At 73.9% G+C, this 22,812-nt stretch carries 23 protein-coding genes; 12 read left to right on the top strand and 11 right to left on the bottom strand.

All coding sequences use genetic code 11. The features are described 5' to 3' along the window. Window positions 1–25 precede the first annotated feature (25 nt). On the top strand, window positions 26–1,237 hold the full coding sequence (locus OG710_RS04695; RefSeq protein ID WP_330238206.1) for an acyl-CoA dehydrogenase family protein: 1,212 nt from the start codon (window positions 26–28) through the stop codon (window positions 1,235–1,237). A 15-nt stretch (window positions 1,238–1,252) separates the two neighbouring features. Here OG710_RS04695 and OG710_RS04690 read toward each other — a convergent pair whose 3' ends face one another. Continuing rightward, window positions 1,253–1,696 (bottom strand): cell division protein SepF, encoded by a 444-nt coding sequence (locus tag OG710_RS04690; protein WP_330238205.1) that lies wholly within the window; start codon window positions 1,694–1,696, stop codon window positions 1,253–1,255. Between the two features lie 368 nt (window positions 1,697–2,064). On the opposite strand from OG710_RS04690, the gene OG710_RS04685 reads away from it, so the two are divergent. The 4 genes from OG710_RS04685 to OG710_RS04670 all read left to right on the top strand — a co-directional run bounded on the left by OG710_RS04685 (window position 2,065) and on the right by OG710_RS04670 (window position 6,043). Further along, window positions 2,065–3,225 (top strand): DUF5685 family protein, encoded by a 1,161-nt coding sequence (locus OG710_RS04685; protein WP_443064222.1) that lies wholly within the window; start codon window positions 2,065–2,067, stop codon window positions 3,223–3,225. Between the two features lie 33 nt (window positions 3,226–3,258). Continuing rightward, on the top strand, window positions 3,259–4,059 hold the full coding sequence (locus OG710_RS04680; protein WP_330238203.1) for a DUF1684 domain-containing protein: 801 nt from the start codon (window positions 3,259–3,261) through the stop codon (window positions 4,057–4,059). A gap of 187 nt (window positions 4,060–4,246) precedes the next feature. After that, a complete protein-coding gene (locus tag OG710_RS04675) occupies window positions 4,247–5,146 on the top strand; it encodes a S1 family peptidase (RefSeq protein ID WP_330238202.1) in 900 nt (299 codons plus the stop codon). A 99-nt stretch (window positions 5,147–5,245) separates the two neighbouring features. Next, window positions 5,246–6,043: a tetratricopeptide repeat protein gene (locus tag OG710_RS04670; RefSeq protein ID WP_330238201.1), complete on the top strand. Its 798-nt coding sequence runs from the start codon at window positions 5,246–5,248 to the stop codon at window positions 6,041–6,043. On the opposite strand, the gene OG710_RS04665 is transcribed toward OG710_RS04670, so the two are convergent. Then, window positions 6,044–6,595, bottom strand: coding sequence for a hypothetical protein (locus OG710_RS04665; protein WP_330238200.1), 552 nt, complete (start codon window positions 6,593–6,595; stop codon window positions 6,044–6,046). It lies immediately after the preceding gene. A 27-nt stretch (window positions 6,596–6,622) separates the two neighbouring features. Beyond that, window positions 6,623–7,624, bottom strand: coding sequence for a DUF3533 domain-containing protein (locus OG710_RS04660; protein ID WP_330238199.1), 1,002 nt, complete (start codon window positions 7,622–7,624; stop codon window positions 6,623–6,625). A 126-nt stretch (window positions 7,625–7,750) separates the two neighbouring features. On the opposite strand from OG710_RS04660, the gene OG710_RS04655 reads away from it, so the two are divergent. From OG710_RS04655 to OG710_RS04645, 3 genes are all read left to right on the top strand, one after another. Continuing rightward, window positions 7,751–11,314, top strand: a complete 3,564-nt coding sequence (locus tag OG710_RS04655) for a DNA polymerase III subunit alpha (protein WP_330238198.1) — start codon at window positions 7,751–7,753, stop codon at window positions 11,312–11,314. Further along, complete coding sequence (locus OG710_RS04650) at window positions 11,311–12,375, top strand: DNA polymerase Y family protein (RefSeq protein ID WP_443064221.1); 1,065 nt, start codon at window positions 11,311–11,313, stop codon at window positions 12,373–12,375. The genes OG710_RS04655 and OG710_RS04650 overlap by 4 nt, the downstream gene beginning before the upstream one ends. A gap of 249 nt (window positions 12,376–12,624) precedes the next feature. Then, window positions 12,625–13,524, top strand: a complete 900-nt coding sequence (locus OG710_RS04645) for an esterase/lipase family protein (protein WP_330238197.1) — start codon at window positions 12,625–12,627, stop codon at window positions 13,522–13,524. Window positions 13,525–13,539: 15 nt separating this feature from the next. Here the strand turns inward: OG710_RS04645 and OG710_RS04640 are convergent, their stop codons facing one another. Next, window positions 13,540–14,037 (bottom strand): DUF402 domain-containing protein, encoded by a 498-nt coding sequence (locus OG710_RS04640; protein ID WP_330238196.1) that lies wholly within the window; start codon window positions 14,035–14,037, stop codon window positions 13,540–13,542. After that, a complete protein-coding gene (locus OG710_RS04635; RefSeq protein ID WP_330238195.1) occupies window positions 14,018–14,938 on the bottom strand; it encodes a GNAT family N-acetyltransferase in 921 nt (306 codons plus the stop codon). The genes OG710_RS04640 and OG710_RS04635 overlap by 20 nt, the downstream gene beginning before the upstream one ends. Before the next feature lie 69 nt (window positions 14,939–15,007). Here OG710_RS04635 and OG710_RS04630 point away from each other — a divergent pair, with 69 nt between their 5' ends. Continuing rightward, window positions 15,008–15,382 (top strand): GntR family transcriptional regulator, encoded by a 375-nt coding sequence (locus OG710_RS04630; protein WP_111333400.1) that lies wholly within the window; start codon window positions 15,008–15,010, stop codon window positions 15,380–15,382. 34 nt (window positions 15,383–15,416) lie between these two features. Here the strand turns inward: OG710_RS04630 and OG710_RS04625 are convergent, their stop codons facing one another. The 5 genes from OG710_RS04625 to OG710_RS04605 all read right to left on the bottom strand — a co-directional run bounded on the left by OG710_RS04625 (window position 15,417) and on the right by OG710_RS04605 (window position 19,229). After that, window positions 15,417–15,851: a S26 family signal peptidase gene (locus OG710_RS04625; protein WP_330242155.1), complete on the bottom strand. Its 435-nt coding sequence runs from the start codon at window positions 15,849–15,851 to the stop codon at window positions 15,417–15,419. Window positions 15,852–15,856: 5 nt separating this feature from the next. Next, window positions 15,857–17,752, bottom strand: a complete 1,896-nt coding sequence (locus OG710_RS04620) for an ABC transporter ATP-binding protein (RefSeq protein ID WP_330238194.1) — start codon at window positions 17,750–17,752, stop codon at window positions 15,857–15,859. Continuing rightward, on the bottom strand, window positions 17,749–18,291 hold the full coding sequence (locus OG710_RS04615; RefSeq protein WP_330238193.1) for a TlpA family protein disulfide reductase: 543 nt from the start codon (window positions 18,289–18,291) through the stop codon (window positions 17,749–17,751). Before OG710_RS04615 ends, OG710_RS04620 begins: the two co-directional genes overlap by 4 nt. Before the next feature lie 13 nt (window positions 18,292–18,304). Then, complete coding sequence (locus tag OG710_RS04610) at window positions 18,305–18,838, bottom strand: MauE/DoxX family redox-associated membrane protein (RefSeq protein ID WP_330238192.1); 534 nt, start codon at window positions 18,836–18,838, stop codon at window positions 18,305–18,307. A gap of 169 nt (window positions 18,839–19,007) precedes the next feature. Continuing rightward, window positions 19,008–19,229 (bottom strand): hypothetical protein, encoded by a 222-nt coding sequence (locus OG710_RS04605; RefSeq protein WP_330238191.1) that lies wholly within the window; start codon window positions 19,227–19,229, stop codon window positions 19,008–19,010. Window positions 19,230–19,507: 278 nt separating this feature from the next. Here OG710_RS04605 and OG710_RS04600 point away from each other — a divergent pair, with 278 nt between their 5' ends. The 3 genes from OG710_RS04600 to OG710_RS04590 all read left to right on the top strand — a co-directional run bounded on the left by OG710_RS04600 (window position 19,508) and on the right by OG710_RS04590 (window position 21,516). Beyond that, window positions 19,508–20,308 (top strand): SGNH/GDSL hydrolase family protein, encoded by an 801-nt coding sequence (locus OG710_RS04600; RefSeq protein WP_330238190.1) that lies wholly within the window; start codon window positions 19,508–19,510, stop codon window positions 20,306–20,308. Between the two features lie 151 nt (window positions 20,309–20,459). Further along, window positions 20,460–20,723 (top strand): hypothetical protein, encoded by a 264-nt coding sequence (locus OG710_RS04595; protein ID WP_330238189.1) that lies wholly within the window; start codon window positions 20,460–20,462, stop codon window positions 20,721–20,723. A 166-nt stretch (window positions 20,724–20,889) separates the two neighbouring features. Continuing rightward, window positions 20,890–21,516: a TetR/AcrR family transcriptional regulator gene (locus OG710_RS04590; RefSeq protein ID WP_330238188.1), complete on the top strand. Its 627-nt coding sequence runs from the start codon at window positions 20,890–20,892 to the stop codon at window positions 21,514–21,516. Between the two features lie 6 nt (window positions 21,517–21,522). Here OG710_RS04590 and OG710_RS04585 read toward each other — a convergent pair whose 3' ends face one another. Beyond that, the gene (locus tag OG710_RS04585; RefSeq protein ID WP_443064315.1) at window positions 21,523–22,812 is read right to left on the bottom strand and encodes a type ISP restriction/modification enzyme; all 1,290 of its coding nucleotides are present in this window, start codon (window positions 22,810–22,812) and stop codon (window positions 21,523–21,525) included.

Below are 22,812 nucleotides of genomic sequence, written 5' to 3'. Positions count from 1 at the left end.
GTCGTTCTGCCGGAGGCACACCCTCATGTCCACCGCCCCCACCCCGAAGCTCCCGCCCTTCGACCCCCGCGACCCGATCGGCCTCGACGACCTGCTGGACCCCGAGGACCTCGCGATCCGCGACACGGTCCGCACCTGGGCCGCCGACCGCGTCCTGCCGCACATCGCCGAGTGGTACGAGAACGGCGAGCTGCCCGGCATCCGCGAGCTGGCCCGCGAACTGGGCGCGCTCGGCGCGCTCGGCATGTCGCTCCAGGGGTACGGCTGCGCGGGCGCCACCGCCGTCCAGTACGGGCTGGCCTGCCTGGAGCTGGAGGCGGCCGACTCCGGCATCCGCTCGCTCGTCTCCGTACAGGGCTCCCTCGCCATGTACGCGATCCACCGCTACGGCTCCGAGGAGCAGAAGCAGCGGTGGCTGCCCGGCATGGCGGCCGGCGAGACCATCGGCTGCTTCGGCCTCACCGAACCGGACCACGGCTCGGACCCGGCCGGCCTGCGCACGTACGCCAGGCGCGACGGCGGGGACTGGGTGCTCAGCGGCCGCAAGATGTGGATCACCAACGGTTCGGTCGCCGGGGTCGCGGTCGTCTGGGCGCAGACCGGCGACAGCCAGGACGGCAGCGGCATCCGGGGCTTCGTGGTACCGACGGACGCGCCGGGCTTCTCCGCACCCGAGATCCGGCACAAGTGGTCGCTGCGCGCCTCGGTCACCAGCGAACTGATCCTGGACGAGGTGCGGCTGCCCGCCGACGCCGTCCTGCCGGGCGTCACCGGGCTGCGCGGCCCGCTCAGCTGTCTGAGCCATGCCCGTTACGGCATCGTCTGGGGCGCCATGGGCGCGGCCCGGTCGAGCTTCGAGGCGGCCGTGGAGTACGCGCGGAGCCGGGAGCAGTTCGGCAGGCCCATCGGCGGTTTCCAGCTCACCCAGGCCAAGCTCGCCGACATGGCGGTCGAGCTGCACAAGGGAATCCTGCTCGCCCACCACCTGGGCCGGCGGATGGACGCGGGGCGGCTGCGTCCGGAGCAGGTCAGTTTCGGGAAGCTGAACAACGTGCGGGAGGCCATCGAGATCTGCCGCACCTCGCGCACGATCCTCGGCGCCAACGGGATCTCGCTGGAGTACCCGGTGATGCGGCACGCGACCAACCTGGAGTCGGTGCTCACCTACGAGGGCACCGTGGAGATGCACCAGCTGGTCCTGGGGAAGGCGCTCACCGGTCTGGACGCGTTCCGATGAGCGCCCGGAGGGCGGTCAGCTCTGGTTGAAGAAGCCGTCGGTCGGGCGGCCGGCGGCTTCGCCGTTCAGCACCTGGGTGTCGGCGGGGGTCAGCAGGAAGACCCGGGTGGCCACGCGGTCGATCGACCCGCGCAGTCCGAAGATCAGCCCGGCGGCGAAGTCCACCACGCGCTTGGCGTCGGCGGAGTCCATGGACGTGAGGTTCATGATCACCGGGACGCCGTCCCGGAACAGCTCGCCGATGCTGCGGGCGTCCCGGAAGCTGTCCGGGGTCACCGTGGCGATCCGGCGGCCGGTCTCCTGGGCCGCCTCGGAGGCCACCCGCACGCGCGGATCGGTCACCCAGGCCTGGCCGGTGCCGGTCCGCGCACCCTCGGCGTATTCGTCGTCGTCGTAGTACCGCTCGTCGTTGTCCTCGACGAGGCCCAGCCAGGCGCTCGCCTTGCGCACCGATCCCATGGACGCCTCCTCTCACCGCGGTTCCTTGGTGTTCCGCATCTCTTTCGTATCCCTATGGTCGTCCATGATGCGGATCGCGCGCCAAGGGGATAGGCGGCGCGCAGGACATTCGTGACGGTACTGGTGCAGAGGATGTGGCGATTCGTCAGGATTCGTATAGGTAAAGGGGGGTGAAGAAAGAAAATATGATGCTCCGGGCCGTACGGGTGACATGGGGGACGTACGGGTGAACGGTCCGCTCGGTACGATGCCGTCGCGCTCGCGCCCGAGTGCGGCGCACACATGAACGAAACTCCGGGGGGAAGACCGTGTTCGGAATAGTCAGGCCCTGTACGCATCGCCTCTCCGAGGGGCTCAGGACCGAGTGGATGGCGCATCTGTGCGGGCTCTGCCTGGCGCTCCGCTCCGACCACGGGCAGTTCGCCCGGATCGTCACCAATTACGACGGTCTGATCGTCTCGGTGCTGACGGAGGCTCAGGTCGAACGCACTCCCGGACAGCGCCGCACCGCCGGGCCCTGCCCCCTGCGTTCGATGCGCACCGCGCCCGTCGCGCGCGGCGAGGGCGCCCGGCTGGCGGCGGCCGTCTCGCTGGTGCTGGCCTCGGCGAAGGTCCGGGACCACGTCGCCGACCGGGACGGCCTGTTGGCCCGCCGCCCGGTCGCCGCGGCGGCCCGCCGGGTGGCGGCGAGCTGGGACCGGGCCGGGGCCCGCACCGGCGCGCGGCTCGGCTTCGACACCGCGGTCCTCGTGGACGCCGTGGACCGCCAGACCGGCATCGAGCTGCTGGCCGGCCCCGGCACCCCGCTGCTGACGGTCACCGAGCCCACCGAGACCGCCACCGCCGCGGCCTTCGCGCACACCGCCGTCCTCGCGGGCAAGCCGCACAACGCCGAACCGCTCGCCGAGGCCGGACGCCTCTTCGGACGCCTCGCGCATCTGCTGGACGCGGTGGAGGACCAGGAGGCCGACGCCGCGTCGGGCGCCTGGAACCCGCTCACCGCGACCGGCACCTCGCGCGCCGAGGCCCGGCGGCTGTGCGACGACGCGCTGCGGGGCGTACGGCTGGCGCTGCGCGACGCGGAGTTCACCGACGACCGTCTCGCGCACGTCCTGCTGGCCCATGAACTGCGGCGCTCGGTGGACCGGGCCTTCGCCACGGACGTCTGCTCGCACCGGGCCGACGAAGCGGCCGCCGGGTCCGGCGCACCGTCAGGAACCGCGCCCGCGGGCTCCTTCGGGCCGCCGCCGGGCAACCCGTACGCCCCGACCGGACCGGGCGGGCCCGCCGGGCCCCGGCCGCCCGAGCCGCCGCGCGACCGGCGCGGGCTCGTCATGGGCTGCCTGGTGTGGGCCGGGCTCGCCTGCACCTGCCAGATGTGCTGCGGCACCTTCGAGGACCCCTGGACCCGCCAGCGGCGCGAGGGGCTGTGCAGCCAGTGCGACTGCGGGGACTGCTGCGACGGCTGCGACGCGTGCAGCAGCTGCGGGGATTGCTGCAATTGCTGCGACTGCGGCTGCGACTGCTGAGGCGGAGCCGGTCCCATATGGAACGGTGGGGCCATGAGTACGCACGCACAACAGCAGGCGGCGCGGGACTGGGAGCGCTGGCACGAGGAGCGTACCGCCCTCGTCTCGGCGCCGTACGGCCCGCTCTCCCTCACCGGAACGCATTGGCTCGCGGACTACCCGGAGGGGCGAATTCCGGCCGTCCCCGGCCGGTGGCGGGAGCGGGACGGCGCGCCGGTCCTCGAAGCCGGCCCGGCGGACGGGCTCACCGTCGACGGCGAGCCGTTCACCGGTGAGGTCCCGCTCGGCGCCGACCGGGGCCCGATCGGCGCGTCCCGGGTCGCCCACGGGGCGCGCAGGCTGGTCGTCCTCAGCCGCGAAGGGCTGTGGGCGGTCCGGGTCTTCGACCCCGACGCACCGGCGCGGCGCGCGTTCCGGGCGATCGGGGCGACCCCGTACGACCCGCGCTGGGTGGTGGCGGGGACCTTCCGCCCGTACGGGGAATCCCGCACCGTCCGGGTCGGCAACGCGGACGGCGTCGAGCGCGGACTCGGGCTCGCCGGCGAGATCGCCTTCGAGCTGGCCGGAGACCGGCACACGCTCCGGGTGGCCGTCGAGCCCGACGGCTCGCTGTGGGCGGTCTTCGCCGACGCCACCAGCGGGGACACCAGTTACCGCTTCCGGTTCCTGCGGCCCGCCGCCCCGGACGGCGACGGCGCGGTGACCGTCGACCTCAACCGCGCGCTGCTGCCACCGTGCGCCTTCGCGGACCACTTCATCTGCCCCTTCCCGCCGCCCGGCAACACCCTGCCGGTCGCCGTGGAGGCGGGGGAGCGGCAGCGGATCGACGGCTGAGGGACGGGCGGACTCAGGCCAAAAGGTGCCCTTGCGCAAGAAGTTGACGCCTTGAATACTCCCGAAGCAGCGCTTGTCAGGAGCACGGCAGGTTCGGAATGCGGACGAACGGCCGCGCACATGACTGCGCCTCACGGGCCCGACCACCCCACAGGCGGGCCCCTGTTTCCCCTCGGGAGGAATGACAGTGAGGATCAAGCGCACCACCCCCCTCAGCGGTATCACCGCACGCGGCAAGGCCCTCGCCCTCGCCGCAGGTCTGGTGACCGTCGCCGCCCTGGCCGCCCCCACCGCCCAGGCGAGTTCCAGCGGAACCTACGACGCCCGTCAGCTCGCCGCCGCCGGGGACGCCGTCCTCGGCGCCGACATCCCCGGCACCGCCTGGAACGTCGACACGAAGACCGGCAAGCTCGTGGTCACGGTCGACAGCACGGTCTCCGCGGCGGAGATCCGGCAGATCAAGGCCGCCGCCGGCGGCAACGCGGGCGCCCTGCGCATCGAGCACACCCCCGGCACCTTCAACAAGCTGCTCGCCGGCGGCGACGCCATCTACGCACCCGGCTGGCGCTGCTCGCTCGGGTTCAACGTCCGCAGCGGCAGCACGTACTACTTCCTGACCGCCGGTCACTGCACCGACGGCAACCCGCCCTGGTACACCAACTCCTCGAACAGCACCTACATAGGCCCGACGGTCGGCTCCAGCTTCCCGGTCAACGACTACGGGATCGTGCGCTACGACAACACCTCGCTCGCCCATCCGGGCACGGTCGGCAGCGTGGACATCACCGGCGCGGCCAACGCCGCGGTCGGCATGTCCGTGACCCGCCGGGGCTCCACGACCGGCACCCACAGCGGCACGGTCACCGGGCTCAACGCCACGGTCAACTACGGCGGCGGCGACGTCGTCTACGGCATGATCAAGACCAATGTGTGCGCCGAGGGCGGCGACTCGGGCGGTCCGCTCTACTCCGGCTCCAAGGCGATCGGCCTGACCTCCGGCGGCAGCGGCGACTGCCGCTCGGGCGGCACGACGTTCTTCCAGCCGGTCACCGAGGCGCTCAACGCGTACGGCGTGAGCCTGTACTGACGCCCGGTCACACCCCACCGGCCCCCGGACGCGACGGCGCCCGGGGGCCGGTGCCGTTCTGGGTACGGTGGACGTACGGGCGCGGAGGCGGGGGGAAGCATGGGCAGGAAGTGGACGCGCTGGGTGGCGATCGGAGTGGGCGTCCTCGGGGACACCCGCGCCGTCCGCAGGGATCTGAAGTGCCATCCGGGCCGGCTGCTGACCGGCCGGGACCGGCTGCTGGGCGAGGAGACGGGCGAGGCCCGCGAGCTGCGGTACACCGCCGCGGAGCGCAGGGAGAGGGGGCACCCGGCCGCCGTCACGTCCTACGAACGGCTGGTCGAGCTGCGGGCCGCGGCCTGGGGCGCGGACCATCCGCTGGTCCTGGACACCCGGCTGCTCCTGGCCCAGGTGCGGGCGGAGGCGGGCGACGCGGCCGGCGCGGCGGACGCGTACGGGCTGCTGCTGCCGGGCGAGGACCCCGTCCGGGCCGCGTGGGCGCGGCGCAACCGGGCGTACTGGCGGGAGCGGGAGGGGTGGGTGCCACCCGTGCTGAGGTGGGACGAGCTGGAGGGGCGGCTCCCGGAGGCGGTGGTCGTGCGGAAGGAACCGCCCGACGTGGCCGCCCTGTGGCATCTGGCCCAGGTGCGCCGGCACCAGGGGGACGAGACCGGTGCCGTGGAGGCGTACGAGCGGCTGCTGCGGGAGCGGACGCGGCTGCGCGGCGCGGACCACCACGTCGTCCTGCTGACCCGGCTGACCCTGGCCGGCCTGCGGACCAGGGCCGGTGACGCGGCCGGCGCCCTCGACGCGTACGAACGGCTGTCGGCCGACATGGAACGCGTACTGGGCCCCCGCCACCGGGGCACCCGGTGGACCCGCCGGCAGCGCGACCGGTGGCGCGGGCCGGTGGGCTGATCAGCCGGTGCGGTGTCGGCCGAGGAGGCGGGTCTGTTCCTTCTTCAGTTCGGAGAAGCCCTTGCGCGCGTACACGGCCACCTCCTGGGCGGGGAACGGCACCACCGAGAGATGGTGCTCGTAGCCGCCCTGCGCCCAGCGGGCGGCCGTGATCTCGTACCCCGAGACATGGGCGCACAGCTGGAGCAGGAGCGGTGGCATCACCGGCTCGCGCAGAAGGTCGGCGTGGCCGAGGACGAGATCGCGCATGGCCCGGATGTTCGGCAGGAAGACGGTCGTCACCCACAGCCGCCACTCGGCCAGCTCCTCGTCCGTGGGCGGCGTCTCATGGGCGAAGGGCGACCTGCCGTCGGCGCGGGCGTTGCGCTCCAGGAACGCGGCGAAGATGCGGCTGTTGGCCTCGGTGAGGGCGAACAGGGGGCCGTAGAGGTCGCTGAGCTGGCGGTTCACCCGGGCGAGGCGTTCCTGGCGCTGTGCGAGGCGCAGCCCGTTGAGATAGGTGATGACGAAGCCGGCGAACGCGAGCCCGACGGTGACGGCCAGTGTGATCATAGGGGCCGATGGTAGGCCCAGGACCTCCTAGCGGGGGTCCGGCTTTTTGCGCAGGGCTGTCAGGAGGGTGACGATCGTGCCCGCCACCGCCCAGGCGGACAGCACCAGGAGCGGGCCGGTCACCGCGTTGCCGCGGAAGTACGCGATCGAGCGCGCCGTCCAGGTCGAGGCGCCCGGAGGCAGGGCCGGGCCGATCGCGCGCCAGAAGTCCGGGAGCATCGGGAGCGGGAAGGCGCCGCCCGCGCTCGGGTTGCCCGCGATGACCACGATCAGGACGGCCAGGCCGATGCCGACGATGCCGGTGAGGGCCTCCAGGGCGAGGGTGATCATGCCGACCGCGAAGACGGTCAGCGCGCCCAGGCCGGACATCCCCCAGAAGCTGCCGGGCAGGGCGTCGAGGATCGGGCCGATGATGACCGCGCCGCCGATGCCGCCCGCGATCGCGTACAGGGCCATGACCCCGGTCCGGATCAGCGCGCGCTGCCGGTTGGCCGGGCGGCTGCCCGCGCTGATGGCCAGGATCGAGGCGCACAGGTAGCCGCCGACGCACCAGCCCACGGCCAGGTAGAACGAGGACAGCCCGTCGAAGTCCCGCGGCGAGGCCGGGGCCACGTCCACGGCGCGCACGGTGCGCTCCCGAGACGCCTCGGCCTCCTTGATGATCTTCGTCAGGGAGTTGGCCAGGACGGTGCCCCCGCCGGAGGCGACCAGCAGGGTGTCCCGGTTGCTCCGGGGCGAGACGATCAGGGCGCCGTCGAGCTTCCGGTCGAGGATCTGCCGGCGCGCGGTGGCCTCGTCGGCGACCGCGCGGGGGTCGAGCGGGCCGCCGGGCAGTTCGTCCAGCTCGGTGACGAGGGAGGCGGACACCTGCCGGGGCGCGACGACGCCGAAGGGGACGTCCGTCGGCTTCGGGTTGTGCAGGGCTCCGATGTAGGACGCGATGAACAGCAGCTGGAGCGCCAGCACCCCGATGACGAGCAGAGCGGCCCGTGGAGTGACGGCCTTCCTCACCTCGGCGGCGAAAGTCATGCCCCCACGCTCCGGGGTGCCCGCCGCCCGCGCAGTCGGGGCGCGGCCGAACGGCGGAAGGGGAGGCGCGGACCGGGGGAGGAACGGACGGCTCCGGGTATCGTACGAGTGTTCGAAACTTGGTTTATGGTGGAGAGCGAGGGGGTGGGTAGCGCGTACGAATCGGTCCAGGAGGTGCAGGTGCCAGGGTTCACGCATCTGCATACCGCCTCCGGGTTCTCCCTGCGGTACGGGGCGTCGCACCCGGAGCGGCTGGCCGCACGCGCCGCCGAGCGGGGCATGGACGCCCTCGCCCTGACCGACCGGGACACCCTGGCCGGCGCGGTCCGGTTCGCCCGTGCCTGCGACCGGGAAGGGGTGCGCCCGCTGTTCGGGGTGGATCTCGCGGTGGGCCCGGTGGCCGGGGAGGACGGGGCCGCGCCCCGGCCCCGGAACCCGGTGCGCGGCGGTGCCTTTGTCGATGAATCCGCACCCCGTGCGACCTTCCTCGCACGCGACGGCGCCCGCGGCTGGGCCGCCCTGTGCCGGCTGGTCACCGCCGCCCACTCCGCCGTCCCCGAGGGCGGCCGGCCCCTGGTCGACCGGTCCGCGCTGCCCGCCGAAGGGCTGGTCGTGCTGCTCGGCCCCGCCTCCGACGTGGGCCGGGCCCTGTCCGCAGGCCGCCCCGGCCTGGCCGCCGCCCTCCTCGCCCCCTGGCGCGAGCTGTACGGCGACGCCCTGCGGCTCGAAGCCGTCCACCACGGGCGCACCGGCACCGGGCCCGGATCGCTGCGGCTCGCCGCCCGTACCGTCGGCCTCGCCGCCGAACAGGGCGTACGGGCCGTGCTGACCAACGCCGTCCGGTACGCCGACGCCGGGCAGGGCCCGGTCGCCGACGTGCTCGACGCCGCCCGCCGGCTCGTCCCCGTCGACCCGCGCCGCGCCCCGCTCGACAGCGGTGAGCGCTGGCTCAAGGACGCCCGTGCGATGGCGGAGACCGCCGAGCGGATCACCGCCGCCGCCGGACTCGGCGCCGGGGCCGGGGCGCGGCTGCTCGCCGGGACCCGGCACACCGCCGAAGCCTGCGTAGTCGATCCCGAGGGGGACATCGGCCTCGGCTCCGTCCGCTTCCCCGAGCCCCGCCTCGTCGGCGCGGACCGGCGCACCGCCCAGCGGGTGCTGGCCTCCCGCGCCGCCGCCGGCATGGTGCTGCACGGCTACGACCGCAGGCGGGAGTACTGGGACCGGATGCACCACGAGCTGGACATCATCGCCCACCACGGCTTCGCCTCGTACTTCCTGACGGTCGCCCGAGTGGTCGACGACGTACGCGCGATGAGGGTGCGGGTGGCCGCCCGCGGCTCCGGGGCCGGTTCGCTGGTCAACCACCTCCTGGGCATCGCCCACGCCGACCCGGTCGAGCACGGGCTGCTGATGGAGCGCTTCCTGTCCAAGCGGCGCTTCGTGCTGCCCGACATCGACATCGACGTCGAATCGGCCCGCCGGCTCGACGTCTACCGCGCGATCATCGACCGCTTCGGCGCCGAGCGGGTCGCCACCGTCGCCATGCCCGAGACCTACCGGGTGCGGCACGCCATCCGCGACGTCGGCGCCGCGCTCTCCCTGAACCCGGCCGAGACCGACCGGCTCGCCAAGGCGTTCCCGCACATCCGGGCCCGCGACGCCCGCGCGGCCATGGAGGAGCTGCCCGAACTGCGCGAGGTGGCCCGGACCAGGGAGACGTACGGGAGGCTGTGGGAGCTGGTGGAGGCGCTGGACGCGCTGCCGCGCGGGGTCGCCATGCACCCGTGCGGGGTCCTCCTCTCGGACTCCTCGCTGATGTCCCGTACCCCCGTCGTGCCCACCAGCGGCGAAGGCTTCCCCATGTCCCAGTTCGACAAGGACGACGTGGAGCACCTCGGGCTGCTCAAGCTCGACGTGCTGGGCGTGCGGATGCAGTCGGCGATGGCGCACGCGGTCGCCGAGGTGAAGCGCGCCTCGGGGCGCGAGGTGGACCTGGACGCCGTGGCGCCCGGCGACCCGCGCACGTACGAGCTGATCAGGACGGCCGAGACGCTGGGCTGCTTCCAGATCGAGTCGCCCGGCCAGCGGGACCTGGTCGGCAGGCTCCAGCCGGAGAACTTCCACGACCTGGTGGTCGACATCTCGCTGTTCCGGCCCGGCCCGGTCTCCGCCGACATGGTCCGCCCGTTCATCGAGGCCCGGCACGGCCGCGCCCCGGTCCGCTACCCGCACCCCGACCTGGCGGAACCGCTGCGCGAGACGTACGGCGTGGTGGTCTTCCACGAACAGGTCATCCAGATCGTCGACATCATGACCGGCTGCGGCCGCGACGAGGCCGACCGGGTCAGGCGCGGGCTCTCCCACCCCGAGTCCCAGTCCCTGATCAGGGTCTGGTTCGCCCAGCACGCGGCGGCCCGCGGATACGGGGCCGAGGTCATCGCCCGCGCCTGGGAGATCGTCGAGGCGTTCGGCAGCTACGGCTTCTGCAAGGCGCACGCGGTGGCCTTCGCGGTGCCCACGTACCAGTCGGCCTGGCTGAAGGCCCACCACCCGGCGGCCTTCTACGCCGGGCTGCTCACCCACGACCCCGGCATGTACCCGAAGCGGCTGCTGCTCGCCGACGCGCGGCGGCGCGGGGTCCCGGTGCTGCCGCTGGACGTGAACCGGTCCGCGGCCGCCCATCGAATCGAACTGGTGTCTGATGAGGGGGTGGGTGAGGAGGTGGCGGAGAAGCGCTGGGGGCTGCGGCTGGCGCTCTCGGACGTCCACGGGATCAGCGAGGCCGAGGTCGCCCGGATCGAGGACGGGCAGCCCTACGGCTCCCTGCTGGACTTCTGGCAGCGGGCCCGTCCCGGCCGGCCTGCCGCCGAACGGCTGGCGCGCGTCGGCGCGCTGGACGCGTTCGGGGCCAACCGCCGCGATCTGCTGCTGCACCTGTCCGAACTGCACCGCGCCCAGCGGGGCGCGGGTTCCGGCGGCGCCGGTGCGCAGCTCCCGCTCGACGGCGGGCACCGCACCGCGCCCGTCGGCCTGCCCGACCTCAACGAGGCGGAACGGCTCAGCGCCGAACTGGGCGTGCTGAGCATGGACGTCTCGCGCCATCTGATGAGCGATCACCACGCCTTCCTCAAGGAGCTCGGCGCGGTCTCGGCCAAGCGGCTGCGCGAGGCGCGGCACGGGGAGACGGTGCTGGTCGCGGGTGCCAAGGCGGCGACCCAGACCCCGCCCATCCGCTCCGGCCGCCGGGTCGTCTTCACCACCCTGGACGACGGCACGGGCCTGGTCGACCTGGCCTTCTTCGACGACAGCCACGCCGCCTGCGCGCACACCGTCTTCCACTCCTGGCTGCTGCTGGTGCGCGGGGTGGTGCAGCGGCGCGGGTCCCGCAGCCTGAGTGTTGTCGGCGCGGCCGCCTGGGACCTCGCGGAGCTGGCCGAACTGCGGCGCACCGGCGGGCTCGACGCGGTCGCGGCCCGACTGGCGCAGGTGCCCGAGTCCGGGTCCGGGTCTGGGTCCGAGTCCGGGTCCGGGTCCGGCGATGACCCGGCACCGGACGGCGACGGAGGCCGCCGCATCCGGATGCCCACCGGTTACGAGATGAACCCGTGGGCCGACCTCAAGCCGCCGGGCGAGGGGCTGCCCACCGGCCGGAAGCTGTGGCACCGGAGCCCGGGGAGCGCGGGATGAACGGGGAGCACGGGACGGACGGGGAGCACGGGACGGACGGGCCGCGCGGGGGGCCGGTCGTCGTCGACGGGCGGCCCGGCATCCTCTGCCTGCGGTTCCGCCGGATCGGCGGCGGGCCCCCGGACGCCGCCGGGTACGCGGGGCTGCTCGCCCTGCTCGGTTCGCTCACCCCGGTCGTGGAGGCGACCCCGCCGGACGGGGCGCTGGCCGATGTGCGCGGCGCGCTGCGCTACTTCGGGCGGGACGTCCAGGACCTGGCCTCGGTGATCCGGGTCCGCGCGCTGGCCCTGTACGGCGTGGACTGCGCGATCGGGGCCGGCCAGAACCCGATGCTGGCCCGGATGGCGCTGCGGCAGGCCGCACCCGGAACGACCTTCGTGGTGCCCGAGGGCGGGGTGGCCGGCTTCCTCGCGGACCGGCCGGCCGCCGCGCTGGACGGCGTCGGGCCGGCGACGGCCCGCACCCTGTGCGGGTACGGGCTCGACTCCGTCGGCCGGATCGCCGCCGCCCCGCTCGCCACCCTCCAGCGGATCACCGGGGCGCGGACCGGGCGCGAGCTGTGGGAGCGGGCGCACGGCATCGACCGCGCCGCCGTCGTGCCGAACGCCGCCGCCCGCGCGGTCGCCGCCGAACGCACCTTCCCGCGCGACGAGCTGGACCGGGAGCGGCAGCGCGGCGCGCTCATGTCGCTCACCGAGGAGCTGGGCGCGCGGATGCGCGGCGAGGGGCAGGTGTGCCGTTCGCTCGCGGTCTCGGTGCGCTACGCCGACCGGACCGGCTACGCGACGCTGACCCGGAGCCGTACGCTCCGCGAACCCACCGCGCACTCCGCGGAGCTGACCGCGCTCGCGTACCGCATCCACGACTCGTTCGCCCTCCAGCGGGCCAGGGTGCGCGGGATCGGGCTGCGGGCCGAGGGGCTGGGCGAGGCCGAACGGGCCGCCCGCCAGCTGAGTTTCGACCCGGTGGACGAGCGGGCGCGGCGGATCGAGGCGGTCGCGGACCGGCTGCGGGAACGGTTCGGCCCGCGCGCGGTGATGCCGGGACGGCTGGCGGCCTGAGCGGCCTGAGCGGCCTGAGCGGTTTGGGCGGGCGGGGCGGCGGGCCGGCGGGCCGGCGGGGGGCGGCTCCGGGCCGGGCGGCTCGCGGTCCGGCCGGGCGGCGCACTTTTTACCGACGCGTAACTTCCCACCGGACCCTACTCATGCGTAATTTGGCATGAGCACGCAGAAAACCAGCGGAAACTTGTGGTCCGGGCCGCAGGGTGCACAGCCATCGCAACCCCCTTGAGCCGCAAGGAGACCCCCACGATGCTGCCCTGGACCCGCGCGCCGCGCTCCCCACGCGCCCGCCGGACACTCGCCGCCCTGCTCCTCGCCGTCGCCGTGGCCGCCACCCCCGCGGCGGCCGCAGCCGCCGCCCCCACCACCGCGACGGCCACCACCTCGCGCGGCTGGAACGACTACTCCTGCAAGCCCTCCGCCGCCCACCCGCGCCCCGTCGTCCTGGTGCACGGGACCTTCGGGAACTCGATCGACAACTGGCTCGTCCTCGCCCCCTACCTGGTGAACCGGGGCTACTGCGTCTACTCGCTCGACTACGGCCGGCTGCCCGGCGTCCCGGTCTTCAACGGCCTCGGCCCGATCGACGCGTCGGCCGGACAGCTCGCCGCCTTCGTCGACAAGGTGCTCGCCTCCACCGGCGCGTCCGAGACCGACATCGTCGGCCACTCCCAGGGCGGCATGATGCCCCACTACTACCTGAAGTTCCTCGGCGGAGCCGCCAAGGTCAACGCCCTGGTCGGGATCGCCCCCGACAACCACGGCACCACCCTGCTCGGCCTGACCAGGCTCCTGCCGTACTTCCCCGGCGCCGGCGACCTGCTCGAAGCCGGTACGCCCGGACTCGCCGACCAGGTGGCCGGATCGCCCTTCATCACCAAGCTCAACTCCCTGCCGGACACCGTGCCCGGCGTGCGCTACACCGTCATCGCCACCCGCTACGACGAGGTCGTCACCCCGTACCGCAGCCAGTTCCTGGACGGGCCGAACGTACGCAACGTCCTCCTCCAGGACCTCTGCCCGCTCGACCTGTCCGAGCACGTGGCGATCGGGACCGTCGACCGGATCGCCTACCACGAGGTGGCCAACGCCCTGGACCCGGCGCACGCCACCCCCACCACCTGCGCCTCCGTCATCGGCGAGCGCTGACCCCTGCCGGGCCCCTCAGGCCAGCAGCGGGGCGAGGCCGTCCGCCGAGCGGGCCAGCCGCTCCAGCTCGTCCAGGGCGCGCTCGGCGGCGCGGGCCGCCTCCGGGTCGCGGCCGGCCAGCCCGCTCGCGGCGAACTCGTCCTCGTCCAGGCGCAGGACGGCGGAGCGGTCGGCCGACACCCACAGGTCGAGGTCGAGGTCCTCGACGACCAGTTCGGCGTCCCGGACCACGGCCGGCCGGGTGATGTCGCAGTACCAGCCCTTGAGTTCGCCCGCGCCCGTGCGGACCTCCTTCACCGAGAACCAGGCGTCGCGCCAGTAGTGCTCGGTGAAGACGTCGCCCGGTTCGAACCGTACGAACCCGAAGTCGCGGACGCCCGGGACCGCCCAGGGGGCCCGCACCGTGACGCGGGTGCCGTCGTCGGCGATCCGCACCGCCGGATAGCGCAGCTTGGTCCGGCCGGCCTTGAGCAGGACGACGGTCAGGGCTCCGTCAGGCGAAGCGGTGGACATGGCGTACCTCCGTGGCACAGATCTCGTAGCCGAACCAGCGGTTGACGGCCAGCATCGGTTCGTTGCCGGCGTCGTTGCCGGTGTACGCGTCGGTGTACCCGGCGGCGCGCGCCCGGTGCAGCGAGTCGTTCTTCGCGAGCTTGGCGAACCCCCGGCCCCGGTGGGCCCGCCGGGTGCCCGTCATGCCCGACCAGTAGCGGTCCACCCCGTCGGTGCGCGCGGCGCTGAACGCCACCACCTCGCCGTCCGCCACCACGACCGAGGTCAGGGCGCGGTCGAGGCCGGGGTCGTGCCAGGTCCCGGCGAGCCACTCCTCGTAGTCGTCGAGCACGGACGGCGTGTCGCTGGGCTCGTCCGCGGTGGTCTCGGCGTCCGCCTCGAACAGCGGGCGCGGGTCGCCGGCGAAGTCCGCGGCCGTCCGCAGCTCCACCCCGGCCGGAAGCTCCTGACGGGGCGGCAGCGTGCCGCGGGCCAGGTCCAGATGGAGGAAGTGGGCCGACCGGCCCGGTGTGTAGCCGTGCCGCGCGGCGAACTCCCGGTTGCCGGGCGTGTCCAGGACCCAGCTGTGCACCGCGGCCGCGCCGGCCAGGGCCAGATACTCCTCGGCGGTGCGCAGCAGCAGCGAGCCCGCGCCCCGGCCGGTCCGCTCCGGATGGACGTACGGATTGCAGAACACCTGTCCGGGCTCGGGGCTGTCGTGGGCCAGACCGACCTGCGCCGTCCCGATGATCTCGCCGTCCTCCTCGGCGACCAGCGGCCGGGACCGCCGCCCGGCGGGAGCGGCGGCCAGCTCGAAGACGACCTGCTCCGGCGTGGTGATCATGTAGGGGAGCGCGGCGCGCCGCACCCGCACCCACCCCTCGGCGTCGGCGGGCCGGAAGTCGCGCACGATGACAGTCATGGCCGGGACCGTACCGGCGCCGCCGCCCCGTACGCCTCCCGTTTTCCGTCCGTGGGGGACAATCGCCCCGTGACTGCGAACATCACCGTGGACCCGGAATCCGGCACCGCCCCCTACGAGCAGCTGCGCGCCCAGATCTCCGAGCAGGCCCGCTCCGGCGTGCTGCCGGTCGGCCACCGGCTCCCGACCGTACGCGGCTTCGCCGAGGAACTGGGCCTCGCCGCCAACACCGTCGCCAAGGCGTACCGGGCGCTGGAGGCGGACGGCGTCATCGAGACCCGCGGCCGCAACGGCACGTTCATCGCCGCCGCCGGGGACACCGCCGACCGCAACGCGGCCGCCGCGGCCCGCGCGTACGCCGAACAGGCCCGCCGCCTCGGCCTCTCGCACGCCCGCGCCCTGGAACTCGCCCAGGACGCGGTACGCGCGGTCTTCGCCGACTGAGCGGCGCCCTCCTCCGTCCGCCCCGCGCGAGCCGTCACCCCAGGGTGCGGACCACCGAGCCGAGCACCTGGTCCATCGGGCAGGGCCCGAACCGCCGTGAGTCGTCGCTGTGCCGGTTGTCCCCGACCACCGCGAGGAAGCCCTCCGGGACCGGCTCACCGGCGAACGGGTCGCCCGCCAGGGCCACCGCCCGCTTGATGTACCACTCGGTGGCCGCCAGGTCCCCGGTGATCGGCGCCTTGCCCCGCCACGCGGTGTCCGGCTCCGGGCAGGCGACCACCACGATGCCGCCCTTGCGCACCCCGCGCGTGCCGCGCCGCATCAGCACCCGGGTACCGGGGGCCAGGGTCGGCATCATGCTGTACCCGCGCACCGTCACGGTGACGAAGGTGCGCCGCACCCACCACGCGCCGATTCCGGCCACCAGCACGGCACCGGCCGCGGCGGCCGGCAGCGGTCCGCCCGTCATGGCACTCACACCTCCACCTCTCTGTCCTCCGCCTGCCCGAAACCCCCGGCGTCCCCGGTGTATCCGGACGCCTGGAGGCTGAAGAGTCTCGCGTACTCGCCCTTCAGGTCCATCAGTTCGTCATGGCTGCCGCACTCCCGCGTGCGGCCGTCCTCCAGGACCACGATGCGGTCGGCCCGGCGCACCGTGCCCAGCCGGTGGGAGATCAGCAGACTGGTCGTCCCCTCGCGGTGGGCGCGCAGCCGCTCGTGCAGGCTCTGTTCGGCCGCCGCGTCCAGACCGGCGCTCGGCTCGTCCAGGATCAGCAGGTCGCGGCCCTCGCGGAGCATCGCGCGGGCCAGGGCGAGGCGCTGCCACTGTCCGCCGGACAGCGTGACGCCCACCGAGTCCGGGTCCTCCTCGTCGGCCTCCGGGAAGATCCGGGACAGCATCGTGTCGTAGCCGCGCGGCAGCCGCGAGACGAAGTCGTGGGCGTCCGCCCGGCGCGCGGCCGCGGCGATCCGCTCCGGGTCGCCGTGGTGGCGCAGGTCGCCCATCGCGATGTTGTCCGTCACCGACAGGTCGTAGGCCACCCGGTCCTGGAACACCGCGCTGATCCGTTCCCGCAGCAGCGCCGGGTCCAGGTCCCGGATGTCGGTGCCGTCCCAGCGCACCGTGCCCCGCGTCGGGTCGTAGAGCCGGCACAGCAGCTTGACCAGGGTGCTCTTGCCCGCCCCGTTCAGCCCCACCAGCGCCACCGACTCGCCGCGCTCCAGGGTCAGGCTCACCCCGCGCAGAATCCACGGCCCGTCCTCCCCGTACCGGAACCAGACGTCGTCCAGCTCGATGCGGTCGCGCAGCGGCGCGACGGGCAGCGGCGCGGCCGGGACCGGGAGGTCGGTGGGCAGCCGCCGGATGTCGACGAAGTGACGGAAGGTCAGCAGCGCCTGGTAGCCGCTGGTGACATGCAGGATGGCGGAGGAGAGGACACCCTGGACGCCGGCCGAGGCGCCGATGAACGCCGACACGTCGCCCGCACCGAACCGGCCGGACTGCGCGCCGTGGATCATCCACGCCAGCCCGCACGCGGCGATGATCCCGCCCAGCGCGGAGGTCGGGGCCTGGAAGGCCAGCACCCGGCGGTCCAGCCGCTCCTCGGCGGCGTTGATCGCCCGCGTCTCGGCGTTCATCCGCCGCAGCAGGAAGCCGCCGGCGCCGAACAGCCGGACCTCCTTCACGGCGGCGAGGTCCAGCATCAGGGTCTGGTAGAACAACTGGCGGCGGTTGCGCGGACTGATCGCCCACACCATCTGCGCCTCGCGGCGGCTGAGCGAGACCTGGATGAACAGCGCGGGCACCGCAGCCGCGACGGTGACCGCCGTCAGCCAGGGGGAGACCCCGGAGAGGACCACGGCCAGCCCGGTCACGGCCGTGGCCTGCTGCACCAGGCCGAACATCGCCGTGGTGATCTGGTCGGGCGCCCCGGTCGCCGAGTCCTGGGCCAGCCGCAGCCGGTCCAGGAAGTCCGGGTTCTCGAAGCGGGACATCCCGACGAACCCCTCCACCTTGCCGTACAGCTCCCGCTGCGCCCGGTAGGAGATCCCGCGCCGCAGCCGGGACTTGACGTAGTCGGAGGCGTACGGCAGCGCCGCCAGCAGGGTGCCGCACAGGCCGAGCGCCGCCACCAGGGCCATCGGCGACAGCCCGCCCGGGATGGTGCCGTACTGCACGGAGTCGAAGAGCCACTTGGTGAGCAGGGTGACCGCGGCGGGCAGCAGCCCCTGTACGAGGGTGAGCAGGACCTGGCAGGTGAAGGCGCCCGGCCCCGCCCGCCAGGTCAGGGCCAGGGCCGCGCCCGCGCCGGTGACCAGTCCGCGGGGACCGCCCAGCCGGTGCACGGCCGGCTCCTGGCCGCCGGTCACGCCGGGAGGCCTTCGAGCACGGGGTTGGTGCCGGCCTCGGCGTAGGTGACCGTGCCGTCCGGGTCCGCCAGCACGGTCGTCGGGGTCGCCCGGATCGAGTACAGCGCCGAGAGCGGGCCGCCGGTCTCCTCCACCACCACGGTCGCGATGCCCGCGAGCGGCTCCGCCATCCGGTGCGCGTCGGCCTCGTCCCCGGCGATGACCACCAGCATCTGCGAGGCGTCCATGCCGGTCCGCCGGGCGAACTCGGGCATGTCGTTCACGGCCATGACGCAGGCGGAGCAGTCCGTGGACAGGAAGGTGAGCGCGGCCTGACGGCCCTTCAGCGAGTCGGCGGTGACCGGCTCGCCCGCCAGGGTCACGGCGGTGAAGGCGGGGAGCGCCGCGCCGGTCTCCGGGCCGGACTCGGGCGGGACGAAGTTCTGCTGCCGCCGCTCCTCCTCGTGCTTGCGCAGCCGCCTGATCACCGCGAGGGTCAGCATCAGATTGAGTACCGTGACGGCTCCCACGAGCACGAGTCCGGCGGTCAGATAGATCATGCCCATTCCTCTTTCAGGGGATCTTCACTAGGTCGACGATGTCGTCGTAGAAGGCGGTCACCGCGGTGACGACCACCGCGGCCGTCGCGCAGATCACGAGGGCCGGCCCGGCCGACGCGGACACGGCGGCCGCCTCGGGCCCCCACAGCCCCAGGCACGCCAGGCCCAGCAGCAGGGCGTTGCGCACCACATGGCGCGGGCCGAGCCGGGCCGCGGGGCGGCCGAAGCAGGCGCACTTCACCTCGGTGCGCGAGACGGTGGCCAGCACCGCGAGGGCGGTGAAACCGGCGGTGAGGACGAGGGCGGCGACGAGACCGGGCCCGGCGGTGGGCGCCCCGCCGAGCAGGGCGAGCCCGGTCGCGGCCTCCGCCGCGATCAGCAGCAGCGCGGCGGGCCGGGTCAGCGGCCGGGCGACCGGCCGGGCCGCGCGGAGCAGCAGCGGCTCCACCATCGTCAGCGTGTCCCGGAAGGCGCGCGCCTTGGCGGCGGCGGACACCAGGAAGACCCCGGCGAGCGCCCACCGCACGGTCAGTACGGCATACGCCATGGTCTTCCCCCGGCGGCCGGGACCCCGGCGAGGAGGGCCGCCGGGCATGCCGGGCGGTGGCGGCCGGACGGCCGGAGCCGTGTCGGACGCGGCACAGGTCCTCCTCGTCGGAATCCGTTCGGATGACGGACGGTCAGCGGTCGGCCGCCCCGATCAAGTGCGGGCCGCGTCAGCAGAAGCCGCAGTAGCTCCAGCTGCCGCAGTACGGGGCGGTGCAGTTGCTGCCGTTCGCCATGTAGCAGCACCGGGCGAAGAGCCGCATGCCCTGCTCGCACTTGTACTGCTTGTACGACGTGCAGCCCGTGCCGCAGGTGACACAGGCGGCCTGCGCCTCGGTTTCGGGCACCAGTTTCCGGAGCAGGGTGTCGCCGAGTCCGGTAATGAACTTCACGGAAATCTCCTCTTCTCGTCGGTGCCGCCGCGAATGCGCGGGAGTCACAGGAGATGACTCCTGTCCGCGGGGTATTGGCCTGGACCAATGGAGTAGAACATCCGTGCGGGGTGGCTGCAACCCCCTGGTGGGAACGGGTAGTTGGCCCTTCCGGCCGTTACGGAGCCGTCGTCGAAAGCTCACCCATTTGACTTGGCATGAACACTTCCGGAAAGCCGGTCCGCGCTGCTACCACTGAGTAGGGCAGAGATCCTGCCGGCCGGTCCAAGGGAGATCCCGTGAAATTGTCCAGACTCGTGGCTTTCTCGTCCTCAGTCCTGCTCGGTGCCGTTCTCGCCCTGACCGGGGCGGGCAGCGCGAGCGCCGCGGCCTCCGTCGACTACGTCGCCCTCGGGGACTCGTACTCCTCGGGTGTCGGGTCCGGGAGTTACATCAGCTCCAGCGGCGACTGCAAGCGCAGCACCCGCGCCTACCCCTCCCTCTGGGCCGCGGCCCACTCGCCCTCCTCCTTCGCCTTCACCGCCTGCTCCGGCGCGCGCACCGGCGATGTGACCGCCGGTCAGCTGGGCCCGCTCAACTCCTCGACCGACCTGGTCTCCATCTCCATCGGCGGCAACGACGCGGGCTTCGCCGACGTCATGACGACCTGTGTCCTCCAGTCGCAGTCCACCTGCCTCAGCCGCATCGCGACCGCCCGCAGCTACGTGGACAACACGCTGCCCGGCAAGCTCGACTCGGTGTACTCCGCGATCAGGGCCAAGGCGCCCAACGCCCGGGTGGTCGTCCTCGGCTACCCGCGCTTCTACAAGATCGGCGGCTCCTGCATCGTCGGCCTCAACGACACGATCCGCAGCGCCATCAACGGCGCCGCCGACTACCTCAACACGGCCACCGCCAAGCGCGCCGCCGACCACGGCTTCACCTTCGGCAGTGTCACCTCCGCCTTCGCGGGGCACGAGATCTGCTCCGGCGACTCCTGGCTGCACAGCCTCAACTGGCTGAACATCGGCGAGTCGTACCACCCCTTCGCCGCCGGCCAGTCCGGTGGCTACCTGCCCGTCCTCAACGCGCTCGACTGACCGGAGGCGCGCCCCGGAAGGGGCGCGCCCGCCGACACGGCGTCAACCTCCGTACATGTGTGCGCAATCCCGGTGGCGGGATACACGAGTGTCGGTGGCAGGGGATAGGGTTAACCTGCGGCCGAGTGCCCTCGTACGGGTGGGGAGTGACATGGAACAGATAACGGTACGCAGCAGGGCGCGCGTACCTGCCATTACCTGCGGGAGCGGTGCGACGAGTTCGCGCCTCGACCGCCATCTCGCGGTGCTGGGCGGCCCCGTCGTCCCGCAGCGCGAATCCGCGGAAGCGACACTGCTGATGCGCGAGCTGACCTCGCGCGACGTCGGGCATGCCCGGCGCAGCCGAAGTGCACGGGTCTCGCTCTTCGCACCACTGCGCCGGCTGCGGCGCTCCCTCTTCGGCAGCCGCCACTGACCCCACGGCCGCCCCGGATTCACGCAGCGCGCCGCTGCCCGCTCTCCCGTCATCCCCGGAGCGGCAGTGGCGCGTCGCCATGTCCGCACCCGGTTACGCACCGTGCCCGGCGGACTCGGACGGGTAGGGAGGTAATTCGAAGTCGAACTACTTCTACACTGTGCCCATGTCCGAGAAGCGAGCAGCGCGCCTGCGCCCCGATGAGCGAAGAGCCCAGCTGGTGGCGATTGGCATGGATATGCTCGCCGATTGCACCCTGGACGAGCTGTCCACCGATGCCGTGGCCCGCCGCGCCGGAATATCGCGGGGCCTGCTCTTCCACTATTTCGAGTCCAAACGCGACTTCTACCGCTCCGTGGTGCGCCAGGTGTGCGACGACTTCGCCGCCGCCACCGAACCGGACGCCTCGCTGGACCCGGTCTGCTGGACGCGGGCGTTCATCGCCGGATTCGTCGCGTACGTCGCCGGGCGCCGCAGGATCTATCTCGCCCTCGTCCGGGGCGCCGCCGGGAGCCACCCCGCCGTCGAGGACATCGTCGAGACCACCCGCGCCACCCTGGCGCGCCGGGTCGAGGAGGGGCAGCGCGCACTCGGCATGCCGCCGTCGCCCCGGCTGACCCTGGCCGCCCGCGCCTGGCTCGCCTTCGCCGAGGAGGCCGTCACCAGCTGGCCGCTGGAGGAGCCGGACGCCCCGGACGAACTCGCCGCCTTCCTGGAGTCCGGCTTCGTCCGGCTGCTCGGCGCACTGGACCGCCCCGCCGCCCTCCCGGACCGGGATATGTCCCGGAAGTAGCCCCGCTCACAGCAGCGCGAACTGCCCGTCCGGGCCCTCCTCGCGGTGATCGAGCACCGATGCGGGCCGCCGCGCGGCCTCCGGCACCGGCAGCACCCCGGCCGCCCGCAGCTCGTCGGCGCCGATCCCCGGCTCCGCCGCCAGCGCCCCGGCCAGCGCCTCCTGCCGGGGCCGCAGCTCGGCCAGCAGGGCGAGCAGCGAGATCAGCTCCAGCAGCTCCGAGGTCCACTCCTGGAGCCAGCCGCGCGCCCGCACCGCGTCGAGCCCCGCATCCCCGGCCCCCGCCGCCCCACACGCCGCCGCCCGCCGCTCGCACCACAGCTCCAGCACCCGCACCCCGCTCACCCGGAACTCCCACGCCCCCGCGGGCACCGGCGCGATGCGGCCCGCACCGAGGTGGAGCACCCGCTCCCCGGCGTCGTACACCAGGGGCGTCGGGTCCGGCCCCACGGCGGCCCGCACATAGGGCCGCTGCCCGCCCGGCAGCCGGGGCCGCTCCGCCCCGCGCGCCCCGCGCAACTGGAGCCGCAGCAGCTCCCGGCCCAGCCCGACCCCCTCCGCCCAGCGCGCGGCGTCCGCCGGGAGCGGGACCACGCAGCCGGCCGGCGAGGGGCGGGCCGCCGCCAGAATCCAGGCCGCCACCGCGTCGGCGCTCACCCCGTCCCCGTACCGGGCGCGCAGCGCGGACAGCAGGCCCGGCGCGAGGTTGGGTTCGAGGCCGCCGGGGCGGCGGTGCAGCGGGCGGACGCGGCCGGGGCGCCCGGCGGGGGAGTGGCCGTCCGGCAGCAGCGTCGTCACCGACACGGGCGGGCCCGGATCGTGCGGCACCCGGCCGTGCTCCACGAGGAAGAGCTGCCCGGCGTCGGCCACCCGCCACAGCTCGGGCCGGGCCACGTCGATCAGCCGGTGGTCGGGGAGCAGCCACTGCTCGTCGAATGGGCCGTGCAGCACCCGCACCGGCTCCGGACAGGGGCCCGACTCACGGGCGAAGCGGCCGGTGGCGCCGGGCCGGCCGGGCAGGGCGGCCACCGCGCTGTGCTGCGTACGGGCCCGGGTCGGCGCGAACAGCCGCTCGCGCTCCTCGCCGTCGGCGCGTACCAGACGCTCCCAGCGGGCCCGCAGCGATGCCGTGTCGGGGGAGGTGACCCAGGCGCGACCGGTCCGCAGCGGCCGCACCGACCAGGGCATGAGGTCGTCGAGGAGCGGGCCGCTCGGGTCCGTGCCGGACCCGGCCGCTGCCGGTGCTGCCACCGTGTCGCCCTCCCCGCCTGCCGCGCCCGCCGCCTTCCCCGGCAT

Origin of the sequence: Streptomyces sp. NBC_00525 (genome assembly GCF_036346595.1) — a bacterium.
In the GTDB taxonomy this organism is placed as follows: domain Bacteria; phylum Actinomycetota; class Actinomycetes; order Streptomycetales; family Streptomycetaceae; genus Streptomyces.
This window is presented reverse-complemented; position numbering and strand designations above follow the sequence as displayed.